Annotated in this window: 10 protein-coding genes and 3 tRNA genes; 5 read left to right on the plus strand and 8 right to left on the minus strand. The window is 56.3% G+C overall.

The window, feature by feature from the left end; translation table 11 throughout:
* Positions 1 to 40: 40 nt before the first annotated feature.
* The 8 genes from ACFE7X_RS08110 to ACFE7X_RS08145 form a co-directional block, all read right to left on the minus strand.
* The gene (locus tag ACFE7X_RS08110; protein ID WP_375435170.1) at positions 41 to 418 is read right to left on the minus strand and encodes a RidA family protein; all 378 of its coding nucleotides are present in this window, start codon (positions 416 to 418) and stop codon (positions 41 to 43) included.
* Positions 419 to 671: 253 nt separating this feature from the next.
* Entirely contained in the window at positions 672 to 2648 is a 1977-nt protein-coding gene (gene gyrB, locus ACFE7X_RS08115; RefSeq protein WP_375435171.1) for a DNA topoisomerase (ATP-hydrolyzing) subunit B, read from the minus strand.
* A gap of 644 nt (positions 2649 to 3292) precedes the next feature.
* Positions 3293 to 4726: a T9SS type A sorting domain-containing protein gene (locus ACFE7X_RS08120; RefSeq protein ID WP_375435172.1), complete on the minus strand. Its 1434-nt coding sequence runs from the start codon at positions 4724 to 4726 to the stop codon at positions 3293 to 3295.
* Between the two features lie 450 nt (positions 4727 to 5176).
* A complete protein-coding gene (locus ACFE7X_RS08125; protein WP_375435173.1) occupies positions 5177 to 6013 on the minus strand; it encodes a DUF1206 domain-containing protein in 837 nt (278 codons plus the stop codon).
* A gap of 90 nt (positions 6014 to 6103) precedes the next feature.
* Positions 6104 to 6712: a DUF4468 domain-containing protein gene (locus ACFE7X_RS08130; RefSeq protein ID WP_375435174.1), complete on the minus strand. Its 609-nt coding sequence runs from the start codon at positions 6710 to 6712 to the stop codon at positions 6104 to 6106.
* Between the two features lie 251 nt (positions 6713 to 6963).
* Positions 6964 to 7037, minus strand: a tRNA-Arg gene (locus ACFE7X_RS08135).
* Between the two features lie 40 nt (positions 7038 to 7077).
* Positions 7078 to 7151 (minus strand) — tRNA-Pro (locus ACFE7X_RS08140).
* An 80-nt stretch (positions 7152 to 7231) separates the two neighbouring features.
* Positions 7232 to 7319: transfer RNA gene (locus tag ACFE7X_RS08145), tRNA-Ser, on the minus strand.
* A 200-nt stretch (positions 7320 to 7519) separates the two neighbouring features.
* Between ACFE7X_RS08145 and ACFE7X_RS08150 the strand changes: the two genes are divergently transcribed.
* From ACFE7X_RS08150 to ACFE7X_RS08170, 5 genes are all read left to right on the plus strand, one after another.
* Entirely contained in the window at positions 7520 to 8491 is a 972-nt protein-coding gene (locus ACFE7X_RS08150; RefSeq protein ID WP_375435175.1) for a VWA domain-containing protein, read from the plus strand.
* Positions 8488 to 9483, plus strand: coding sequence for a hypothetical protein (locus ACFE7X_RS08155; protein ID WP_375435176.1), 996 nt, complete (start codon positions 8488 to 8490; stop codon positions 9481 to 9483). Before ACFE7X_RS08150 ends, ACFE7X_RS08155 begins: the two co-directional genes overlap by 4 nt.
* A gap of 158 nt (positions 9484 to 9641) precedes the next feature.
* A complete protein-coding gene (locus ACFE7X_RS08160) occupies positions 9642 to 10826 on the plus strand; it encodes an acetyl-CoA C-acyltransferase (protein WP_375435177.1) in 1185 nt (394 codons plus the stop codon).
* A 270-nt stretch (positions 10827 to 11096) separates the two neighbouring features.
* Positions 11097 to 15623 (plus strand): glutamate synthase large subunit, encoded by a 4527-nt coding sequence (gltB, locus tag ACFE7X_RS08165; RefSeq protein WP_375435178.1) that lies wholly within the window; start codon positions 11097 to 11099, stop codon positions 15621 to 15623.
* Between the two features lie 160 nt (positions 15624 to 15783).
* Positions 15784 to 17253: a glutamate synthase subunit beta gene (locus tag ACFE7X_RS08170; RefSeq protein WP_375435179.1), complete on the plus strand. Its 1470-nt coding sequence runs from the start codon at positions 15784 to 15786 to the stop codon at positions 17251 to 17253.
* Positions 17254 to 17402 lie beyond the last annotated feature (149 nt).

Below are 17402 nucleotides of genomic sequence, written 5' to 3' on the forward strand. Positions count from 1 at the left end.
GTAAGATACGGGTTTACAGCCCGGAAAGGGCATTACAAGGTTAAGAAATGATGGCCGTTGCCTCAATTTCCACCAGTAGCCGCGCGTCAATCAAGGCCCGGACTTCCACCATGCTCGACGCCGGCCGGATATCCCCGAACACTTCCCCGTGAGCCCTGCCAACGCTTTCCCACTGCGAAATATCGGTTACGTAAATCCGGGTCCGCACAACATCGGTCAGCGCCGCCCCTGCTTCATCTAAAGCTGCGGCCATCTTCTCCAGTATACGTTTGGTTTGCGTGTAGGCGTCGGAGCCCGTTACCACGTCGCCGTCCTGCGCTGTAGTGCCGGCCACTTCCACTACGTTGCCTACCCGCACGGCCCGCGAGTAGCCTACTATCGGCTCCCATGGAGCTCCAGACGAGATATTTTGACGCATACTTAAGTTATGTCTTCCTGTGTTGCCGCATTTTAGCCCCTCCTGTTGCCTTGCGGCTGCTTATCTTACCAAAGTAACGGTCTGCGGAGCCGTCTTTTGGTTTCGTAAAAGCCTTTACGGGCTCTATCCTAACACGTAGACTTCTGCACGGAGGAAAGACAGCTTCAGCTGTTGAGCACCAACCTCTGCTAGGCGCCTTCGCATAAGACTAACAACAAAAAAGGCCCACTTTGCGGTGGGCCTTTTCTTTCAATTATACATCAAGCTTGGCGTATTTAGCGTTTTTCTCGATGAAGTCGCGGCGGGGTGGAACTTCGTCGCCCATCAGCATGGCGAACAAGTGGTCGGCTTCGGCGGCCGATTCCACGTCCACGCGCTTTAGGGAACGGGTAGCGGGCTGCATGGTGGTGGTCCAGAGCTGCTCGGCATTCATCTCGCCGAGTCCTTTGTAGCGCTGCACGTTCACCGTTTCGGGCTTGCCGCGGCCCATTTCCTCTTGGGCGGCCATCCGCTCGTCCTCGGTCCAGCAGTAGCGCTCTTCTTTGCCACGCTTAACGAGGTAGAGCGGTGGCAAGGCAATGAAGATGTAGCCTTTGTCGACCAACTCACGCATGTAGCGGAAGAAGAAGGTCAAGATCAAGGTCCGAATGTGCGAGCCGTCGATGTCGGCGTCGGTCATGATGATAACCTTGTGGTAGCGGAGCTTGTCGAGGTTTAGCGAACGGGAAGTGCTGCCGTCATCTTCGTCGGTTTTCTTCTCGAAGCTCACCCCGAGGGCCGTAATCATGTTCCGGATTTCCTCGTTTTCGTAGATGCGGTGCTCCTGCGCTTTTTCCACGTTCAGGATCTTACCGCGCAACGGCAGAATAGCCTGGAACGCCCGGTTGCGGCCCTGCTTGGCAGTACCACCGGCCGAGTCACCCTCGACCAAGTATAGCTCGCAGATTTCGGGGTCCGATTCCGAGCAGTCGGCGAGCTTGCCGGGTAGAGAGTTGGAGCCGAGCACGGTTTTGCGCTGCACCATTTCGCGGGCCTTACGGGCTGCAATACGGGCCCGAGCCGCCAGAATCACCTTCTCGATAATGATGCGGGCTTCCTTGGGGTTTTCTTCCAGGTACTGGTTGAGGATTTCGCCCACCACCGTATTCACGGCGCCGCTCACGTCGGAGTTGCCGAGCTTGGTTTTGGTTTGGCCTTCAAACTGCGGCTCCTGCACCTTCACTGAAATAACGGCGGTCAGCCCCTCGCGGAAGTCGTCCCCTTGAATCTCCACCTTGGCCTTCTCCAGCATTCCCGACTTGTCGGCGTAGGCCTTTAGGGTACGGGTCAGGGCCGAGCGGAAACCGGCTACGTGCGTGCCGCCTTCAATGGTGTTGATGTTGTTGACGTAACTGAAGATGTGCTCCTGGTACGAATCGTTGTACTGCAAGGCCACTTCCACCGGTGTGCCGCCCTTTTCGCTGATAACGTGGATCGGGTTGGGCATGAGTACTTGCCGGCCCGCGTCGAGGTATTGCACAAACTCGCTCAGGCCTCCTTGCGAGTAAAATTCCTCGCCAATGAAAGTACCGTCGTCGTTTTTCTCGCGCCGATCCATGAACGTGATGCGGATACCCTTGTTGAGGTAAGACAGCTCGCGCAGGCGGTTGGCTACGGTTTCGTATTTGTAGACGGTTTCGGTGAAGATGGAATCGTCGGGCAGAAACTCCACCTCGGTGCCATGCTCCTCGGTGTCCCCAATTTGCTTGACGGCATATTGCGGAACCCCAATTTTGTATTCCTGCTCGTAGATGTGGCCGTTGCGGCGCACGGTTACTTTGAGATCTTGGCTGAGTGCATTCACGCAGCTGACGCCCACACCGTGCAGGCCGCCGGATACTTTGTAGGAGTCTTTATCGAACTTGCCGCCGGCGTGCAGCACAGTGAGTACCACTTCCAAAGCGGAGCGGCCCTCTTTCTGGTGGAAGTCGACGGGTATACCCCGGCCGTTGTCGCGGACGGTAACGGAGTTGTTTTCGTTGATGGTTACTTGAATTTGGTCGCAGTGGCCGGCGAGGGCTTCGTCGATGGAGTTATCAACTACTTCCCATACCAAGTGGTGCAGGCCTTTGACGCCGGTGTCGCCGATATACATGGAGGGGCGCTTGCGCACGGCCTCCAACCCTTCCAGTACCTGAATGCTATCGGCAGAGTACTGATCGTCGGCTCTTTTCTCTTTCGTTTCGCTCATGTTTCGGGCGTAAGTTTAGCGGTTGTGCTATCCTACAAAAGTACCGATTTTATTGCGTTTTTACCAGCGTTTGCCACAATTATGCTATATATATACTGCAAAAAATCCACTCGAAATCACTCACAAAAAAAGCCTTCTTTCCCAACCGACAAAGAGACCTTTCAAGTGGCTGACAACGTTCAGCTTTTCCAGCTACTGCACCACTAGCCTCTGCCCAACGGGCCATTGAGAAGGTGAAGTTTCAGCTCGTGTACGCCCGCCAAGCGGCCACTCAAATTTGCTTGTAAAGGAGTTGTCTGAGAGGTCTACCGCGCCTGTTGCAACACTGCGCGTCCAACTCATTCAGCACGCGCACGGCACTGAGCACCATAAGGCTTTTGGCTTGCCCCATAAAGCGCCCGCAGCCGATGGATCGGATACTACCCTCGCGTAAGTCGAGGCGGCGTTGTTTGCCTTGAAGGCCAGTTGGTTTGCTACTGAAAACGAGGGAGCCGCCCCGCCAGCAGGTTGTTCCACAACGACACGCAGCCTGCTGCGTATCTGCTCTACTTTACTGTCTCAAAAGGCAGCTATCCTCTTTGTGGCCACAAAAAAGGCCCTCATCCGCGTGAATGAGGGCCTTTTCGTGTTGTAGTGAATCAGCTTTATTCCACTACCAGCTTCTGTTGTGCTACGCCAGCATCAGTGCGAAGTTCGAGCATATAGATGCCTGCCTTCTCTTTGCTTAAATCCACAGTCGTGGCGTTGGTTGCAATGGCCGTAGCATTTAGTTGCTGAGCAACTACTTGGCGGCCCACCACATCCACTACGCGCACCGAAGCTCCGGCCTTCATCCCGGCCTTTAGCTGCACCGTGAACACGCCATTGCTGCTAGGATTGGGGTAGACGGATAAAGCCTTCTGCAACTCTGGGTTACGATTGGACAAGATGTTACCGCCCGTGTATTTGCCTACTGCACCCGTAACCGTTCCGGTCGGGGTAGTACTAGCAAAACCACCGGCGTAGCCAATCGTACCGGAAGCAAAGCTAACGGCCGTGTACTGAGCAGCGTTGTCGATAGTGGTCCAGGTGGCGCCTAGGTCGCGGCTGATCGACGTTCCGATGTCGGCGGCCGTTGGAGAAGCAACCCGGGCATCGGTGCCTACGCACACGAATATGTTGCTGCCCGGAATAGCCGCCACGTCGCTGGCCCGGAAGGCTGTGCTGTATGGGCGGTCGGCCCAGGTAGTACCGCCATCAGTGGTTACGGCTAAGCTTTCTAGCTGCCAAGCCAAGCCATTGGTTGCGCTGGAGAAGGCAATGCCAGAAGCTTGCTCGATGAAGGGAGTAGGGCCACCCGACGTCCAGGTTAAGCCCCGGTCGGTTGAACGTAGCACCTTCACTGAATTGCTTAGCCCAGTATCGTAGCCGGTTAGAAACCAGATGTTATTACCAGACGCGTAGAACTGATTTACTACGCCATACTCCCCGGTAACACTGGTAATGGCCGTGGTGCGGGGCAGGCGAGTCCAGGTGGTGCCGCCATTCGAGGTGGTATAAATCTCGAAGAACGGAACGGTGCTGGTTCCCTGCGCGGTGGGGTCGCCCATGCAAACTCCGTTGTTGGCATCAAAGAAATGCACCCAGTTGGTGAAAGCCCCCGAAGCCGAAAACGCAGCCGTAGTTTGCCGCGTCCAAGTCTGACCGCCGTCCGTGGTTCTCACGATACCAGACGAACCACCCGCTGCAACCGGATAAATAGAAGCCCAAGCCGTTGTGGCACTTACTGCTGATATGTTAGCCACGCCGTAGTTGGTCAAACCAGAAGTTGTAACCAGTCCTTGCGTCCAGGTGGTGCCCCCGTCGGCGGTGCGCACGTAGCGGGTAGGATTGAATGTGGTGGTGGTGCCCGAGGTAACCGGAGTTCCTGCTACGCCCCAAGCCGTATTAGCATCTATCGCCTGAATAGAACCGAAGCGGTTTCCAGTGGGCAGGTTGGAGTTTTGTGCCTGAAACGATACTATAGGTGGTGAGCCTTGGCTGTAGCCATGCAAACTCAAACCTAGCAATAAGGAAAGAGCTAGTAGTGTTTTTTTCATGGTAAAAAGAGGTAGGTGGAAGATGATGAAATGGAGCTTCAAGAATCAATGTAACTATTTTCCTAATTTTTTGGCGAATAGACCAGTAAAAAGTCCCTGTATCTTTCCATAAACCAAGCTTAAATCAAGGTAGACATTGCGTTATTCGTCCTAACCCACTTGACTTTAGTTTTGCTTGTCCTACTCTTGACTATCTATCGAATCCCAACCAGGCCTACACGACTACGCTTGGCCTGTCAGCTCAGATACAGAGCAACACGAAGTTGGTATAGAGCAGTGCTCAAACCTGCTTTGGCACCTGCTTCCATACTTGGTTTCCTTACTATAATGCCACCAACTGCAAGCTACCAACGCTGGCTTGGCTATTAGCCAAAATCTTAAGTTACTTCTTGCTGAAGTAAGAGTTGCTGGCAGTGTCCGCTGTTTGCAGTAAGCTACCGGGCTTGGCTACTATGCTGTGTGGCTATGCTGCGTGAGTTTGAGGGGGAAGTAGCGAGCCATGACGAACATAAACAAACCAAACAGGAAAATACCTCCCGCTAATAGCAGCAGCCACGTTGTGCCGTGGGGCATATGCCCAACTAGTTCCAGCAAATCATCAATGCTTTTTACATAGCGGGGGTTCTTCAGCCAAGCGGCTCGGAGCAGGTAGTAACCCATTCCTGCAAGCATGGAGGACTGCGTGATAAATCCGACGGCTCCTACTAAGTGAATCAGGCCGCGCCAGAAGGCCGGCAGGTCATCAATTTCCAGGCTTTTATAAAGTCCTTGGGTTAAGGCTTTTTTAAGTTGCACCAGTGCCCAGGTGAGCATAACAGCTCCTGCTACGACTACCAGCCACTCCCCTCCTTCCCGGTGCAGAAGTTGGGCCACCCAGAGCTGATTGGTATTTTCACCTCCTGCCTGGTTGCCGAACACCAGCTTGAACGTGGTGACGGCCAAGCTGCCGTAGGTAATACCACTGAGCAGATACGTAAACCGATGCAACAACCCACCGGGGCTTGTGCCTTTTTGGTACGGGTCTTCAATCGTCTCCACTACCCGCCACAGCGTGTGAGCCGATAACGCCAGAGCAACCACCAGCAGCATAAGTTGCCCCAATGGTTGCGAGAACAAGGTCTCTAGTACTTGCCGTTGATTTGGCTCTTTGCGACTTAGCCCTAGTGCCATGCGCACAGCAAACACGGCCACGCCACAAAATAATATACCCTTTACCACGTAACTCCAGCGGGCCATCACCTGCACAGTTTTCTTTACGGGAGGTGACAGCTTTACTTTGGTGGTCATAGAAAAAGACGGCGATACGGCTAGTAGAGTACTCTCATACTCTATTACGCATACTGCGTTGGAGCAGCCGTTCTTTGCAGTGCATCCGTGCTACCAGTCTTGAGCGGTAGATGTAGCTAGGGCATTGTTCAGCGACTTTACTATTTCCGCCATTTGCTCCTGCACAGCACTTTTGTATTGTTGGAGTGGATCAATCGGAAGGGGTTGCTTTTTGCGGCTAGCGCTAGCCTTAGTGCTTAGAGTAGGTGCGCTTGCTGCTTTTGCACTAGGTACTGGGGGTTGTGCTGGCAAATTGTACGCCGCCATTGCAGTGGTAGTATCCGTCTGGTTTTGCAGATCCTTCAACTGATACCGGTATAGCCCATCGTTTGCTTCCAGCGTGAAAATAAACCAGATCCGGTGGCTTCGGCTCTGCTCACTACCTCCCAATTTCACCCGGGTAGATCCTTTGCCTATAAGCGAGCCGTTTGTTGTGTTGGTGAGCATGAGCGGGTTTGCTGCGTCGATGAAGTGCGCGGCAAACCAGGTTTTTGCCCGGTTCTGCAACTCCACCCGCGTAATACCGGGCACCTGCACCACGCCCTCATACTTAACTTTGTGGCCGGTGCTGTCCAGCGCCGTTGGGGCCGTTCTGGCTTGGGTTTGTGCCTGAGCTACAAAGCCGCTCAACACACATAGCGAAAGCAAAATTGTTTTCATAGTGGCCAAATCTACAAAAACAAAGAAATAAACCTATTCCTTATAGCTATCCTGCAAAATACTAGTGATGCCTGTTAACCACTTTAGTTGGTTACCTAAAAGGTTGTTGCCCTGACGCAGGTAGGTGTGCAGTAGCCACTTTAGCATTGGTTTCTATTCGTACCTTCCTCATCAACCATAGTTTTTGCACCCTATAAAATAGGGCACAAAAAAACCACTTAGCAGTAAAGCCAAGTGGTTAATCATGAAAGTGGCCCCGATTGGATTCGAACCAATGACCGGCTGCTTAGAAGGCAGCTGCTCTATCCAACTGAGCTACGGGGTCAGAAGCCATGGGCTCCGGCCCAGCGGCTGGGTTACTTCTGTCGGGGTGGCAAGATTCGAACTTGCGGCCTCCTGCTCCCAAAGCAGGCGCGATACCGGGCTACGCTACACCCCGAAAAAATGATGAACTACAAACGTTGAAGGTTGGATGATGGTCATGTAACCTTCAACATTCGTAGTTCAACGGTCGAAAAGTAGAGAGAGGGGGATTCGAACCCCCGGTAACCTTTAGAGCTACGGCAGTTTAGCAAACTACTGGTTTAAGCCACTCACCCATCTCTCTATTTCTGTTCCCTTCCGGCTGAAGAGTGCGCAAATATACAAGGCAAATAGATATACAACCGCTTTTCAAGAAAAATTTCTTGCTTGCACACCCGTATAGATGGCAATGCCACCCAACAGCAAGGCCTTATCTTTGTCGCGTTGCTCTGGCCTTAAAACTCGCTTCGTTATGATTCTCATTTTGTTGCCTTTTCCAATTACGTGCTAAACTGGGCGTATCCTATAGCGTGGCCGGAGGCCTTGGCGCTAGGTATTTTTTTTGTGTTCTACATGGGCTTCGCGTTGCGGACGCGGCGGTTGGCGGCTCCGCTAGGACAGCGGGGGTGGCGCTTGAGCTGGAAACTAGCGCTACGCCTAACCTACTTTGGACTACTTGGCGTGGCTCTACTAGGTCCCGCCTACGGCGTTACGCAGCGGCCGGTCCGGACAACGGGCAAGGATGTGTGGCTGCTCGTCGATTTGTCGCGCTCTATGGATGCGCCGGATGTCGCCCCTACTCGCCTGCAAAAAGTGAAAGCTCAATTATCCACCCTCATTAGCCGCTTTCAGGCCGATCGGATTGGGCTTGTCGTGTTTGGGGCTGATGCGTATGTGCAGTGTCCGCTTACGTATGACCAGAGTGCGTTGCAGCTCTTTCTTAGCACTCTTCAAACCAGCTTATTGCCGGCGGGCGCCACTGATTTCACACCGCCATTAGAATTGGTACTGGACCGTTTGGGGAAACTCCCTTCTACTGCTACTCCCCGCGCTACCGCCATCGTGCTGGTGAGCGACGGCGAGGATTTCGGCGAAAATCTGGAGCCTACATTACGGGTCCTCGCCCGGTCAGGGGTACGGCTTTTTACGTTGGGCGTAGGTACGCTGGAAGGCAGTCGGCTGCCGCGGCCGAAAGGGGGTTACCTGCGCGATGCGCGAGGCCGCGACGCTGTGACCCGCCTAACGCCCGCGCCTCTGCAACGGCTGGCCGAGCAAACCGGCGGCCGGTATTTCGAGTTATCGGAACGGCGTGATGAATTTCTCTTGTTGGTGAATGCGCTAAACCGGCTGGAGGGACAAACCGAGCAAGTACGCTCCGTAGCAGTTGCCGACAACCGCTACCGCTATCCGTTGGCTATGGCTTTGGCACTGTTAGCCCTTGATATTTTATTGACGGCACGGGTAATCAAACCATGAAAACCGGCATCCAACTTTTCTTTTTAGCGTTACTCGGCGGCTGGGGCGGCTTGAGTGCTATCCACAACCGCAACGAGGCCGTGCAGAAAGCGCAGGCCGACTACCAGCGCGGCAACTATCCGGCGGCGGCCACTCTTTATAGGGAAGCCGTGGAAAAGCTAGGAGCTACAGATGAGGCTGTGGTGCTGAACTGGGGCCATGCCAGCACCCGGGCTGGGCAGTTAGCTGCCGCGCGAGTTGCTTATGGCCGACTGCTGACTAGCCGCCAACCGCAGGTGCGCAGCGTGGCCCGGCAGCAGTTAGGCGTACTCGCCGCCGACAAAGGCGACTATGCCCAGGCGTTGCGCCTGCTAAGAGAGTCGCTGCTGGCCAACCCCAACAATGCAGTGGCGCGCTATAACTATGAATTGATCAGTGACTATCTGCGCCGCCGACGCGACGCCCCCGGTATTCCGCCCCCGGCCACTGCTGGCACTCCTCCGACTACCGCCAATAAACGTGATAATCAGCAAGAACCAGCCAACCAGCCCCCACCCCGCCCCGGTCAGGATCAGCAAGGGGAACTCAACGACCCTAGTCAGTTGAATGAACCACGCAATTCCCCTCAGTCACGCCCCGACCAAAACGGCCAGCGCGACCCGAACCGTCCATCAGGGGCACCCGGTAATTCGGCCAACGGCAGTTTTAAGCCGGGCGAAGGAGCGGAGCGCAACGTCGCCCAGGGCTCTCAACCAGGCTCCACCCTCGGATTGAGCGACAGTGAAACGGGCCCTGAAGCCAACTCGGGTGTCAGCAACCGAGCCGGCACGGAAACTGCCACGCTGGATGAGGCCCAATTACAGACCCAACGCGCCCGCTTGCAGCAAATGAACATCAGCAGCGGACAGGCGCGCCAGATACTGCAAGCCCTGGAAGCAGCAGAACAGCAGTATTTGCAACAGCTACCTCGCAAAAGCACGCGCAAGCCGGAATCGGGCAAGCCAACGTGGTAAATGGGAAGTGGTGGCGTAACGAAATGGTAGTTTCGATATGCTACTAGCCTCGATTGCATGGATCGAAGGCCAAACTCACCATTTCGTTATCTCACCACTTCACCACTCAGAGCACTTACCTTTACTCCTCGTTTCAACCAATTCCCACCACCCTTTTTATGCAAATCAAAGAAGTAGTAATAGTGGCTGCGGTTCGTACGCCGATTGGCTCGTTTGGCGGTAGTTTGGCCTCGTTGTCGGCTACCGAGCTCGGAGCCATTGCGTTGAAGGGCGCATTGGAAAAAGCCGGTGTCCACCCAGGCGAAGTAGATCAGGTGATTATGGGCAACGTTATTTCAGCCAATTTGGGGCAGGCACCGGCTCGGCAAGCTGCCCGGAAAGCTGGTTTGCCCGATACCGTGGAGTGCACTACGGTAAATAAGGTGTGTGCTTCGGGCACGAAGGCCATCATGTTTGGGGCGCAGGCCATTATGCTCGGTCAGTCGGAAGTGGTGCTGGCCGGCGGCATGGAAAGCATGAGTAATGTGCCGTATTATCTCGATAAAGCCCGTTTCGGGGCGAAGTATGGCCACGGCCAGATGATCGATGGCCTTGTGCGTGACGGTTTGTGGGACCCCTACCACGATTACGCCATGGGCAACGCGGCCGAAAACACGGCCAAGGAAATGGGCTTCACTCGCGAGATGCAGGACGAATTCGCCATCGAATCGTACACCCGTAGCGCCAAGGCCGCCAAAGCTGGTAAAAAGAAAGACGAAATCGTGCCGGTAAGCGTCGAAAGCCGCGGCAAAATCACGGTAATCGAAGACGACGAGGAGTACCTGAAAGTGGACTTCGCTAAAGTCGCGGGCTTGAAACCAGCCTTCCTGAAAGAAGGCGGCACCGTAACGGCAGCTAATGCCTCTACCCTCAACGATGGCGCGGCGGCCGTGCTGCTGATGAGCCGGGAGAAAGCCGAGGCGCTAGGCGTTACGCCCCTGGCACGCATCCGGGGCTTTGCCGATGCCGAGCAGGCTCCCGAATGGTTTACCACTTCGCCGGCGCTGGCTATTCCGAAGGCTCTGAAGCACGCAGGTCTGGAAGCTAAAGACGTTGATTTCTACGAAATCAATGAGGCCTTTTCGGTGGTATCGTTGGCCAATAATAAGCTACTGAGCTTGGAAGGCACCAAGGTGAACGTGTACGGTGGCGCGGTTTCACTGGGCCACCCACTGGGTGCTTCTGGTGCGCGCATCATTACCACGCTGGTGAACGTGCTGCACAACGAAGGCGGCAAGATTGGCGTGGCCGGCATCTGCAATGGCGGCGGCGGAGCGAGTAGCATCGTAATTGAGAAACTCTAGGACAGTTCTTAGAAATAATTATATAGGCCCTGATGTCGCAACGAAAAATCTTGATTTAAACGCTGTTAGGGCACTTTTTTAGGCTTCCAAAGAGATTTAGAAATAACACGAAAAGCTCCGGTCCTTTTTTGGATCGGAGCTTTGTTGTTGTTATTGTAGATTCAGTTTGGGCAGCGTCTGCCATTGGCTCTGCATATTGATTGTGATGCTTTTGATTTCACAGCCCCCTGCCAGCCACAAGTACCACTGCCCCACATCCTCTACACCGTTATGGAAACTTTCGCTCCTGGCCAATCCATGGGCCTTTACCGCCCCGAGTTCGAGCACGATTCCTGCGGCACTGGCTTTGTAACCAGCATTCATGGCCGCCGCTCGCATCAAACCATTCCTGATGCGCTGACTATTCTGGAAAATATGGAGCACCGCGGGGCCTGCGGCTGCGATGCCGATTCTGGCGATGGCGCCGGCATCCTGCTCCAGATTCCGCACGAGTTTTTTATGGAAGAATGTTTGGCGCTGGATACGCACCTGCCCGAACCCGGCTACTACGGCGTGGGCATGGTTTTCCTGCCCAAACGCATTGCCGCCAAAGCAGCCTGCCACGGCCTCATCAACAAGGCCGCCGAGCGGCTAGGTTTGCGGGTGTTGGGCTACCGCAAGGTGCCAGTAAATCCGGTGGGCATTGGCGCTACGGCACTGGCGGCCGAACCGGATATGGAGCAGGTGTTCGTGGCCAAGCCGACTGGTATGGCCGTGGGCGAGGATTTCGAGCGTAAGTTGTTTGTCTTGCGCCGGCTAATTGCCAAAACGGCCAAGGAAACCCTCAAGGACGATGCCAGCGACTTTTACTTTGCTTCGCTCTCCAGCCGCGTTATCGTGTACAAGGGCCAGCTGACTTCGTTGCAAGTGCGCGGCTATTTCCCCGATTTGTCGGACGAGCGGGTGAAATCGGCTTTTGGAATGGTGCACTCGCGCTTTTCCACCAACACGTTTCCGTCGTGGAAGCTGGCGCAGCCGTTCCGGATGCTGGCGCACAACGGCGAAATCAATACCCTGACCGGCAACCTAAACTGGTTTTACTCGGGGCTCCGCTCCTATGCTTCGCCGTTTTTCACGGCCGAGGAAATGGAAATGCTGCTACCCGTTATCGACGATGGGCAGTCGGATTCCGCTTGCCTAGACAACATCATTGAGGTGCTAACGCACTCGGGCCGCTCGTTGCCCCACGTGATGATGATGCTAGTACCCGAAGCCTGGGACGGCAACGAGCAGATGGATCCACTCAAGAAGGCCTTCTACGAGTTCCACGCCACGTTTATGGCGCCCTGGGACGGCCCCGCGGCCCTCACCTTCACCGACGGCCGCATCATCGGGGCCATGCTGGACCGCAACGGACTGCGGCCCCTGCGCTACGTCATCACCGATGATGGCCGCGTGATTATGGCCTCGGAAGCCGGCGTGCTGGCTATTCCCGAGAAAACAGTGTTGCAGAAAGGCCGTTTGCAGCCCGGCAAGATGTTCTTGGTTGATACGGTAGCCGGTCAAATCATCACCGATGAAGAAATTAAGGCCGACTTAGCGGGCCGGCAGCCGTACGGGCAGTGGCTAGAGAACTACAAGATTCGGCTGGAAGAGTTGCCCGAGCCCCGGCAGGTGTTCACGGACCTGGCCGCCGATTCGGTGTTCAAGTACCAGCAGGTGTTCGGCTACACCCGTGAGGATCTGGAAACCATCCTCAAGCCGATGGCGCTGGATGGCAAGGAACCTATCGGCTCGATGGGCACCGACGTGCCACTAGCTGTGCTTTCCGACCAGCCGCAGCACTTGGCTAGTTACTTCAAGCAATTCTTTGCGCAGGTAACCAATCCCCCCATCGACCCGATTCGGGAGCGGCTGGTGATGAGCTTGGCCACGTTCATTGGCAACAACGGCAACACCTTCGACGAAAACAAGATGCACTGCCACTGCGTGGCCTTGCGCCAGCCGGTGCTGACCAACCACGAGCTGGAAAAGCTGCGCAGCATCGATACGGGGCTGTTTCATGCCAAAACGCTACAGACTTATTTCAAGGCCGACGGGCAGCCGGGCTCCTTGCAAAACGGTCTGGAGCGGCTTTGTCGCTACGCCGAAGATGCGGTGCACGACAAGTTCGAGGTACTGATTTTGTCGGACCGGGCCATTGACTCCGAGCACGCGCCTATTCCGTCGTTGTTGGCGGTGTCGGCGGTGCATCATCACCTGATTAAAAAGGGTTTGCGCGGCGCAGTAGGACTGGTAGCCGAAGCGGGCGACGTGTGGGAAGTACACCACTTTGCTACGTTGCTGGCGTTCGGCGCGACGGCCATCAACCCGTATCTGGCCCTGGCTAGCTTGCGCACTATGCTGGAAGCGGGCAAGCTGGAAACAACGTTGAATTACGCGACGCTAACCAAAAACTACCTGAAGGCGGTGTGCGACGGGCTGCTCAAGATCTTCTCGAAGATGGGCATTTCCACCTTGCAGTCCTACCACGGGGCGCAGGTGTTCGAGATTCTAGGCATCAACCAAAGCGTGGTGAACCGGTACTTCACCGGAGCTGTAACGCGCATAGGCGGCTTAGGACTCGATGAAATTGCGCGCGAAACGCTTTATAAGCACTTCAAGGGCTTCGTCGATGAAAGGGCGGACGTGCCGCTGCTGCCCGAGGGGGGCCTCTACCAGTGGAAACGCCGCGGCGAAGCGCACCTGTTTAACCCGCAAACGGTACACCTGCTGCAACTAGCTACCCGCACCAACAACTATACCACCTATCAGCAGTACGCCAGCATCGTGAACGAGCAGGCCGACAAGCTGTTTACATTGCGGGGCTTACTCGGCTTTGCCCGCCACCGCGAACCAGTGCCGCTCGAGGAAGTAGAGCCGGCATCCGGCATCATGAAGCGCTTTGCCACCGGGGCCATGTCGTTTGGCTCGATTTCGCACGAGGCGCACAGCACGCTGGCCATTGCCATGAACCGCATTGGGGGCAAAAGCAACACCGGCGAGGGCGGCGAAGACCCACTACGCTACGAGAAAATGGCTAATGGCGACTCGATGCGCTCGGCCATCAAGCAAGTAGCTTCGGCCCGCTTCGGCGTAACGGCCAACTACCTCACCAATGCCGACGAGTTGCAAATCAAGATGGCGCAGGGCGCCAAGCCCGGTGAAGGCGGCCAGTTGCCCGGCCACAAGGTAGACGAGTGGATTGCGCGCGTGCGCCACGCCACGCCCGGCGTAGGCCTGATTTCGCCCCCACCCCACCACGACATCTACTCGATTGAAGATTTAGCGCAGCTGATTTTCGATTTGAAAAACGCCAACCGCGCCGCCCGCATCAACGTGAAGCTAGTGAGTAAGGCGGGCGTCGGGACCATTGCGGCCGGGGTGGCCAAAGCCCACGCCGACGTGATTCTGATAGCCGGCTACGACGGCGGCACGGGTGCCTCGCCACTTAGCTCGATCAAGCACGCGGGGTTGCCGTGGGAGCTAGGCTTGGCCGAAGCGCACCAGACGTTGGTGCGCAACGGCCTGCGTAGCCGCGTAGTGCTTCAGACCGATGGACAGTTGAAAACCGGCAAAGATTTAGCCGTTGCGGCTCTGCTCGGCGCCGAGGAATGGGGCGTGGCCACGGCTGCGCTGGTAGCAGGCGGCTGCATTATGATGCGCAAATGCCACCTCAACACCTGCCCGGTGGGCGTGGCTACCCAAGACCCGGAACTGCGTAAGCTCTTCAGTGGGCAGCCCGAGCACATTGTGGCCTTGTTCCAGTTCCTGGCCGAAGACTTGCGCGAAATCATGGCGCAGCTTGGTTTCCGGACGGTGCACGAAATGATTGGTAAGGCGCAATTTCTGAAGGTGCGCGAAGATCTGCTGCACTGGAAAGCCAAGCATGTCGATTTGAGTGGCATGCTGCACCCTGCTCCTTCTCCCGCTGGCACTACTGTTTATCACAGCGAAGACCAAGACCACGGCCTCACCAACGTATTGGATTGGAAGCTGCTAGAAGTTGCTCAGCCCGCTCTCGAAGAAGCCACGCCGGTTTCCGGCCGCTTCGAGGTTCAAAACACCGACCGCACCATTGGGGCGCTGCTCTCCAACGAGGTGTGCAAGCGCTACGGTGCGCCCGGTCTGCCCGACGACACCCTCAACTTCAGCTTCCGCGGCTCGGCCGGTCAAAGCTTCGGCGCTTTCTGCGCCAACGGCTTGACTTTCAGTTTGGAAGGCGAAGCCAACGACTACGTGGGCAAAGGCCTCTCCGGGGCGCGCTTGGCCATCTTCCCCGCCGCTGACAGCCGTTTCGAGCCCGATCAAAACATCATTATCGGCAACGTGGCGCTGTATGGGGCTACTTCCGGCGAGCTGTTTGTGCGCGGGCAGGCTGGGGAGCGGTTTGCGGTACGCAACTCGGGCGCCACGGCCGTAGTGGAGGGCATCGGGGACCATGGCTGCGAGTACATGACCGGGGGCCGCGCCCTGATTCTGGGCGAAACGGGCCGCAACTTTGCGGCCGGGATGAGCGGCGGCATAGCGTGGGTGTACGACCCGCACGGCACGTTCCCAGTGAATTGCAACCAGGAAATGGTGGATTTGGAAGGCCTGGAGGCAGAAGACGAGAAGGTTATCCGGGCTCTGTTACAGCGCCACGTGCAGCTGACGCAAAGCCGCCGGGCCGCTTTCCTGCTCGACAACTGGGCCACCGAAGCCAGCAGATTCGTCAAGGTGTTCCCCATTGAATACAAGCGCGTGCTGCAAGCCGCGCAGAAAGTGGCGGTGCAGTAGCCTGTTCTTGGGCAAACCGGAATGTAGAGACGCGACACTTCGCGTCTCGTGGTTGAACGACTCTAACTGCTCCTTGTAAATAACCTCAGCAACGAGGAGACGCGAACCGAAGGTCGGTAAAGCCAAGTGCCGCGTCTCTACATATTAACAACTACACGTCATGGGACACGTCACCGGATTCAAACAATTCGACCGGGAGCTGCCGGCCAAGGTGGCCCCAACCGAGCGTATTACCAACTACAACGAGTTTGTGGGGCTGTATTCGCCCGAACAACTCAACCACCAGGCCGCGCGCTGTATGGACTGCGGCGTGCCGTTTTGCCACTCGGGCTGCCCGCTCGGCAACATCATTCCCGAGTTCAACGACGCCGTGTACCGGCAGGATTGGGAGGAAGCCTACCGCGTGCTGATTTCCACCAACAACTTCCCCGAATTTACGGGCCGGATTTGTCCGGCGCCTTGCGAATCGGCTTGCGTGCTCGGCATCAACCGGCCGCCGGTGGCCATCGAGGAAATCGAGAAGCACATCATCGAAACGGCGTTTCAAAAAGGTCTGGTTCGGCCTTCGGCCCCGTTGCTGAAGTCGGGCAAAACGGTGGCGGTAGTAGGCTCCGGGCCGGCCGGTTTGGCGGCGGCGGCGCAACTCAACAAAGCGGGCCACACCGTCACGGTGTTCGAGCGTGATGATATGCCGGGCGGCTTGTTACGCTACGGCATCCCCGATTTCAAGCTGGAGAAGTGGGTGGTCGAACGCCGCATCAACCTCATGGAAGAAGAAGGCGTACTTTTCCGTTGCAACACCGAAATAGGTAAGGATCTGCCCGCCAATGCGTTGTTGAACGAATTCGACGCCGTAGTCCTGACGGGCGGCTCCACCATCCCGCGCGACTTGCCGCTACCGGGCCGCGAGCTGCCGGGTATCCATTTCGCCATGGATTTCTTGAAGCAGCAAAACAAGCGCGTAAGCGCGCGGGCAGTCGAGCAAGAACCGATTGTGGTAACTGGGCAGGACGTAATCGTAATTGGCGGTGGCGACACGGGTTCCGACTGCGTAGGCACCTCCAACCGGCAAGGGGCGGCTTCCGTCACGCAGTTTGAATTGCTAGCCCAACCGCCCAAGGAACGCACCGCGCACATGCCCTGGCCCAACTACCCCATGGTGCTCAAAACCACTTCCTCGCACGAAGAAGGCTGCCAGCGCTACTGGGGCGTCAATACCAAGGAGTTCTTGGGCGACGAAAACGGCAACCTGCGCGCCCTGCGCATCTCCGATGTGACCTGGGAAACCGACGTACTGGGCCGCCCGATGAAGTTTCAGGAACTAGAAGGCTCGGAACGGGAAGTGCCTTGCCAGCGCATTTTCCTGGCCATGGGCTTTCTGCATCCGCAAGCTAACGGTATGCTTCAGCAGCTTGGCGTGGCACTGGATGGACGCGGCAACGTGCAGGCCACTGAAAAGGCGTACCAGACCAGCGTAGCACGGGTATTTGCCGCCGGTGACATGCGTCGGGGCCAGTCGTTGGTGGTGTGGGCTATTTCGGAAGGCCGGGAGGCGGCGCGGCAAGTAGACAAGTTTCTGATGGGCAAAACCGTTTTGCCAACCAAGGATGCCGAGCCGATGTTCGCGTAGCCACGCGGAACCTACAAGCACAAGGAAAGCCGCAGCGCGGCAACGAGTTGAGTAGCACTATCGAGTTGTGCTAGCCAATTCGTTGTCGCGCTGTCGTTTCGCTGAAGCTGGTCCTAAAGTGACCTGTGGCACGAAATCAGCTAGAGTGG

The sequence above is a fragment of the uncultured Hymenobacter sp. genome (assembly GCF_964242765.1).
Lineage (GTDB): Bacteria > Bacteroidota > Bacteroidia > Cytophagales > Hymenobacteraceae > Hymenobacter.

Coding starts and splice junctions, on each gene's coding strand:
- ACFE7X_RS08110 (WP_375435170.1), bottom strand. CDS start 418: ATGCGTCAAAATATCTCGTCTGGAGCTCCATGGGAGCCGATAGTAGGC.
- gyrB (WP_375435171.1), bottom strand. CDS start 2,648: ATGAGCGAAACGAAAGAGAAAAGAGCCGACGATCAGTACTCTGCCGAT.
- ACFE7X_RS08120 (WP_375435172.1), bottom strand. CDS start 4,726: ATGAAAAAAACACTACTAGCTCTTTCCTTATTGCTAGGTTTGAGTTTG.
- ACFE7X_RS08125 (WP_375435173.1), bottom strand. CDS start 6,013: ATGACCACCAAAGTAAAGCTGTCACCTCCCGTAAAGAAAACTGTGCAG.
- ACFE7X_RS08130 (WP_375435174.1), bottom strand. CDS start 6,712: ATGAAAACAATTTTGCTTTCGCTATGTGTGTTGAGCGGCTTTGTAGCT.
- ACFE7X_RS08155 (WP_375435176.1), top strand. CDS start 8,488: ATGAAAACCGGCATCCAACTTTTCTTTTTAGCGTTACTCGGCGGCTGG.
- ACFE7X_RS08160 (WP_375435177.1), top strand. CDS start 9,642: ATGCAAATCAAAGAAGTAGTAATAGTGGCTGCGGTTCGTACGCCGATT.
- gltB (WP_375435178.1), top strand. CDS start 11,097: ATGGAAACTTTCGCTCCTGGCCAATCCATGGGCCTTTACCGCCCCGAG.
- ACFE7X_RS08170 (WP_375435179.1), top strand. CDS start 15,784: ATGGGACACGTCACCGGATTCAAACAATTCGACCGGGAGCTGCCGGCC.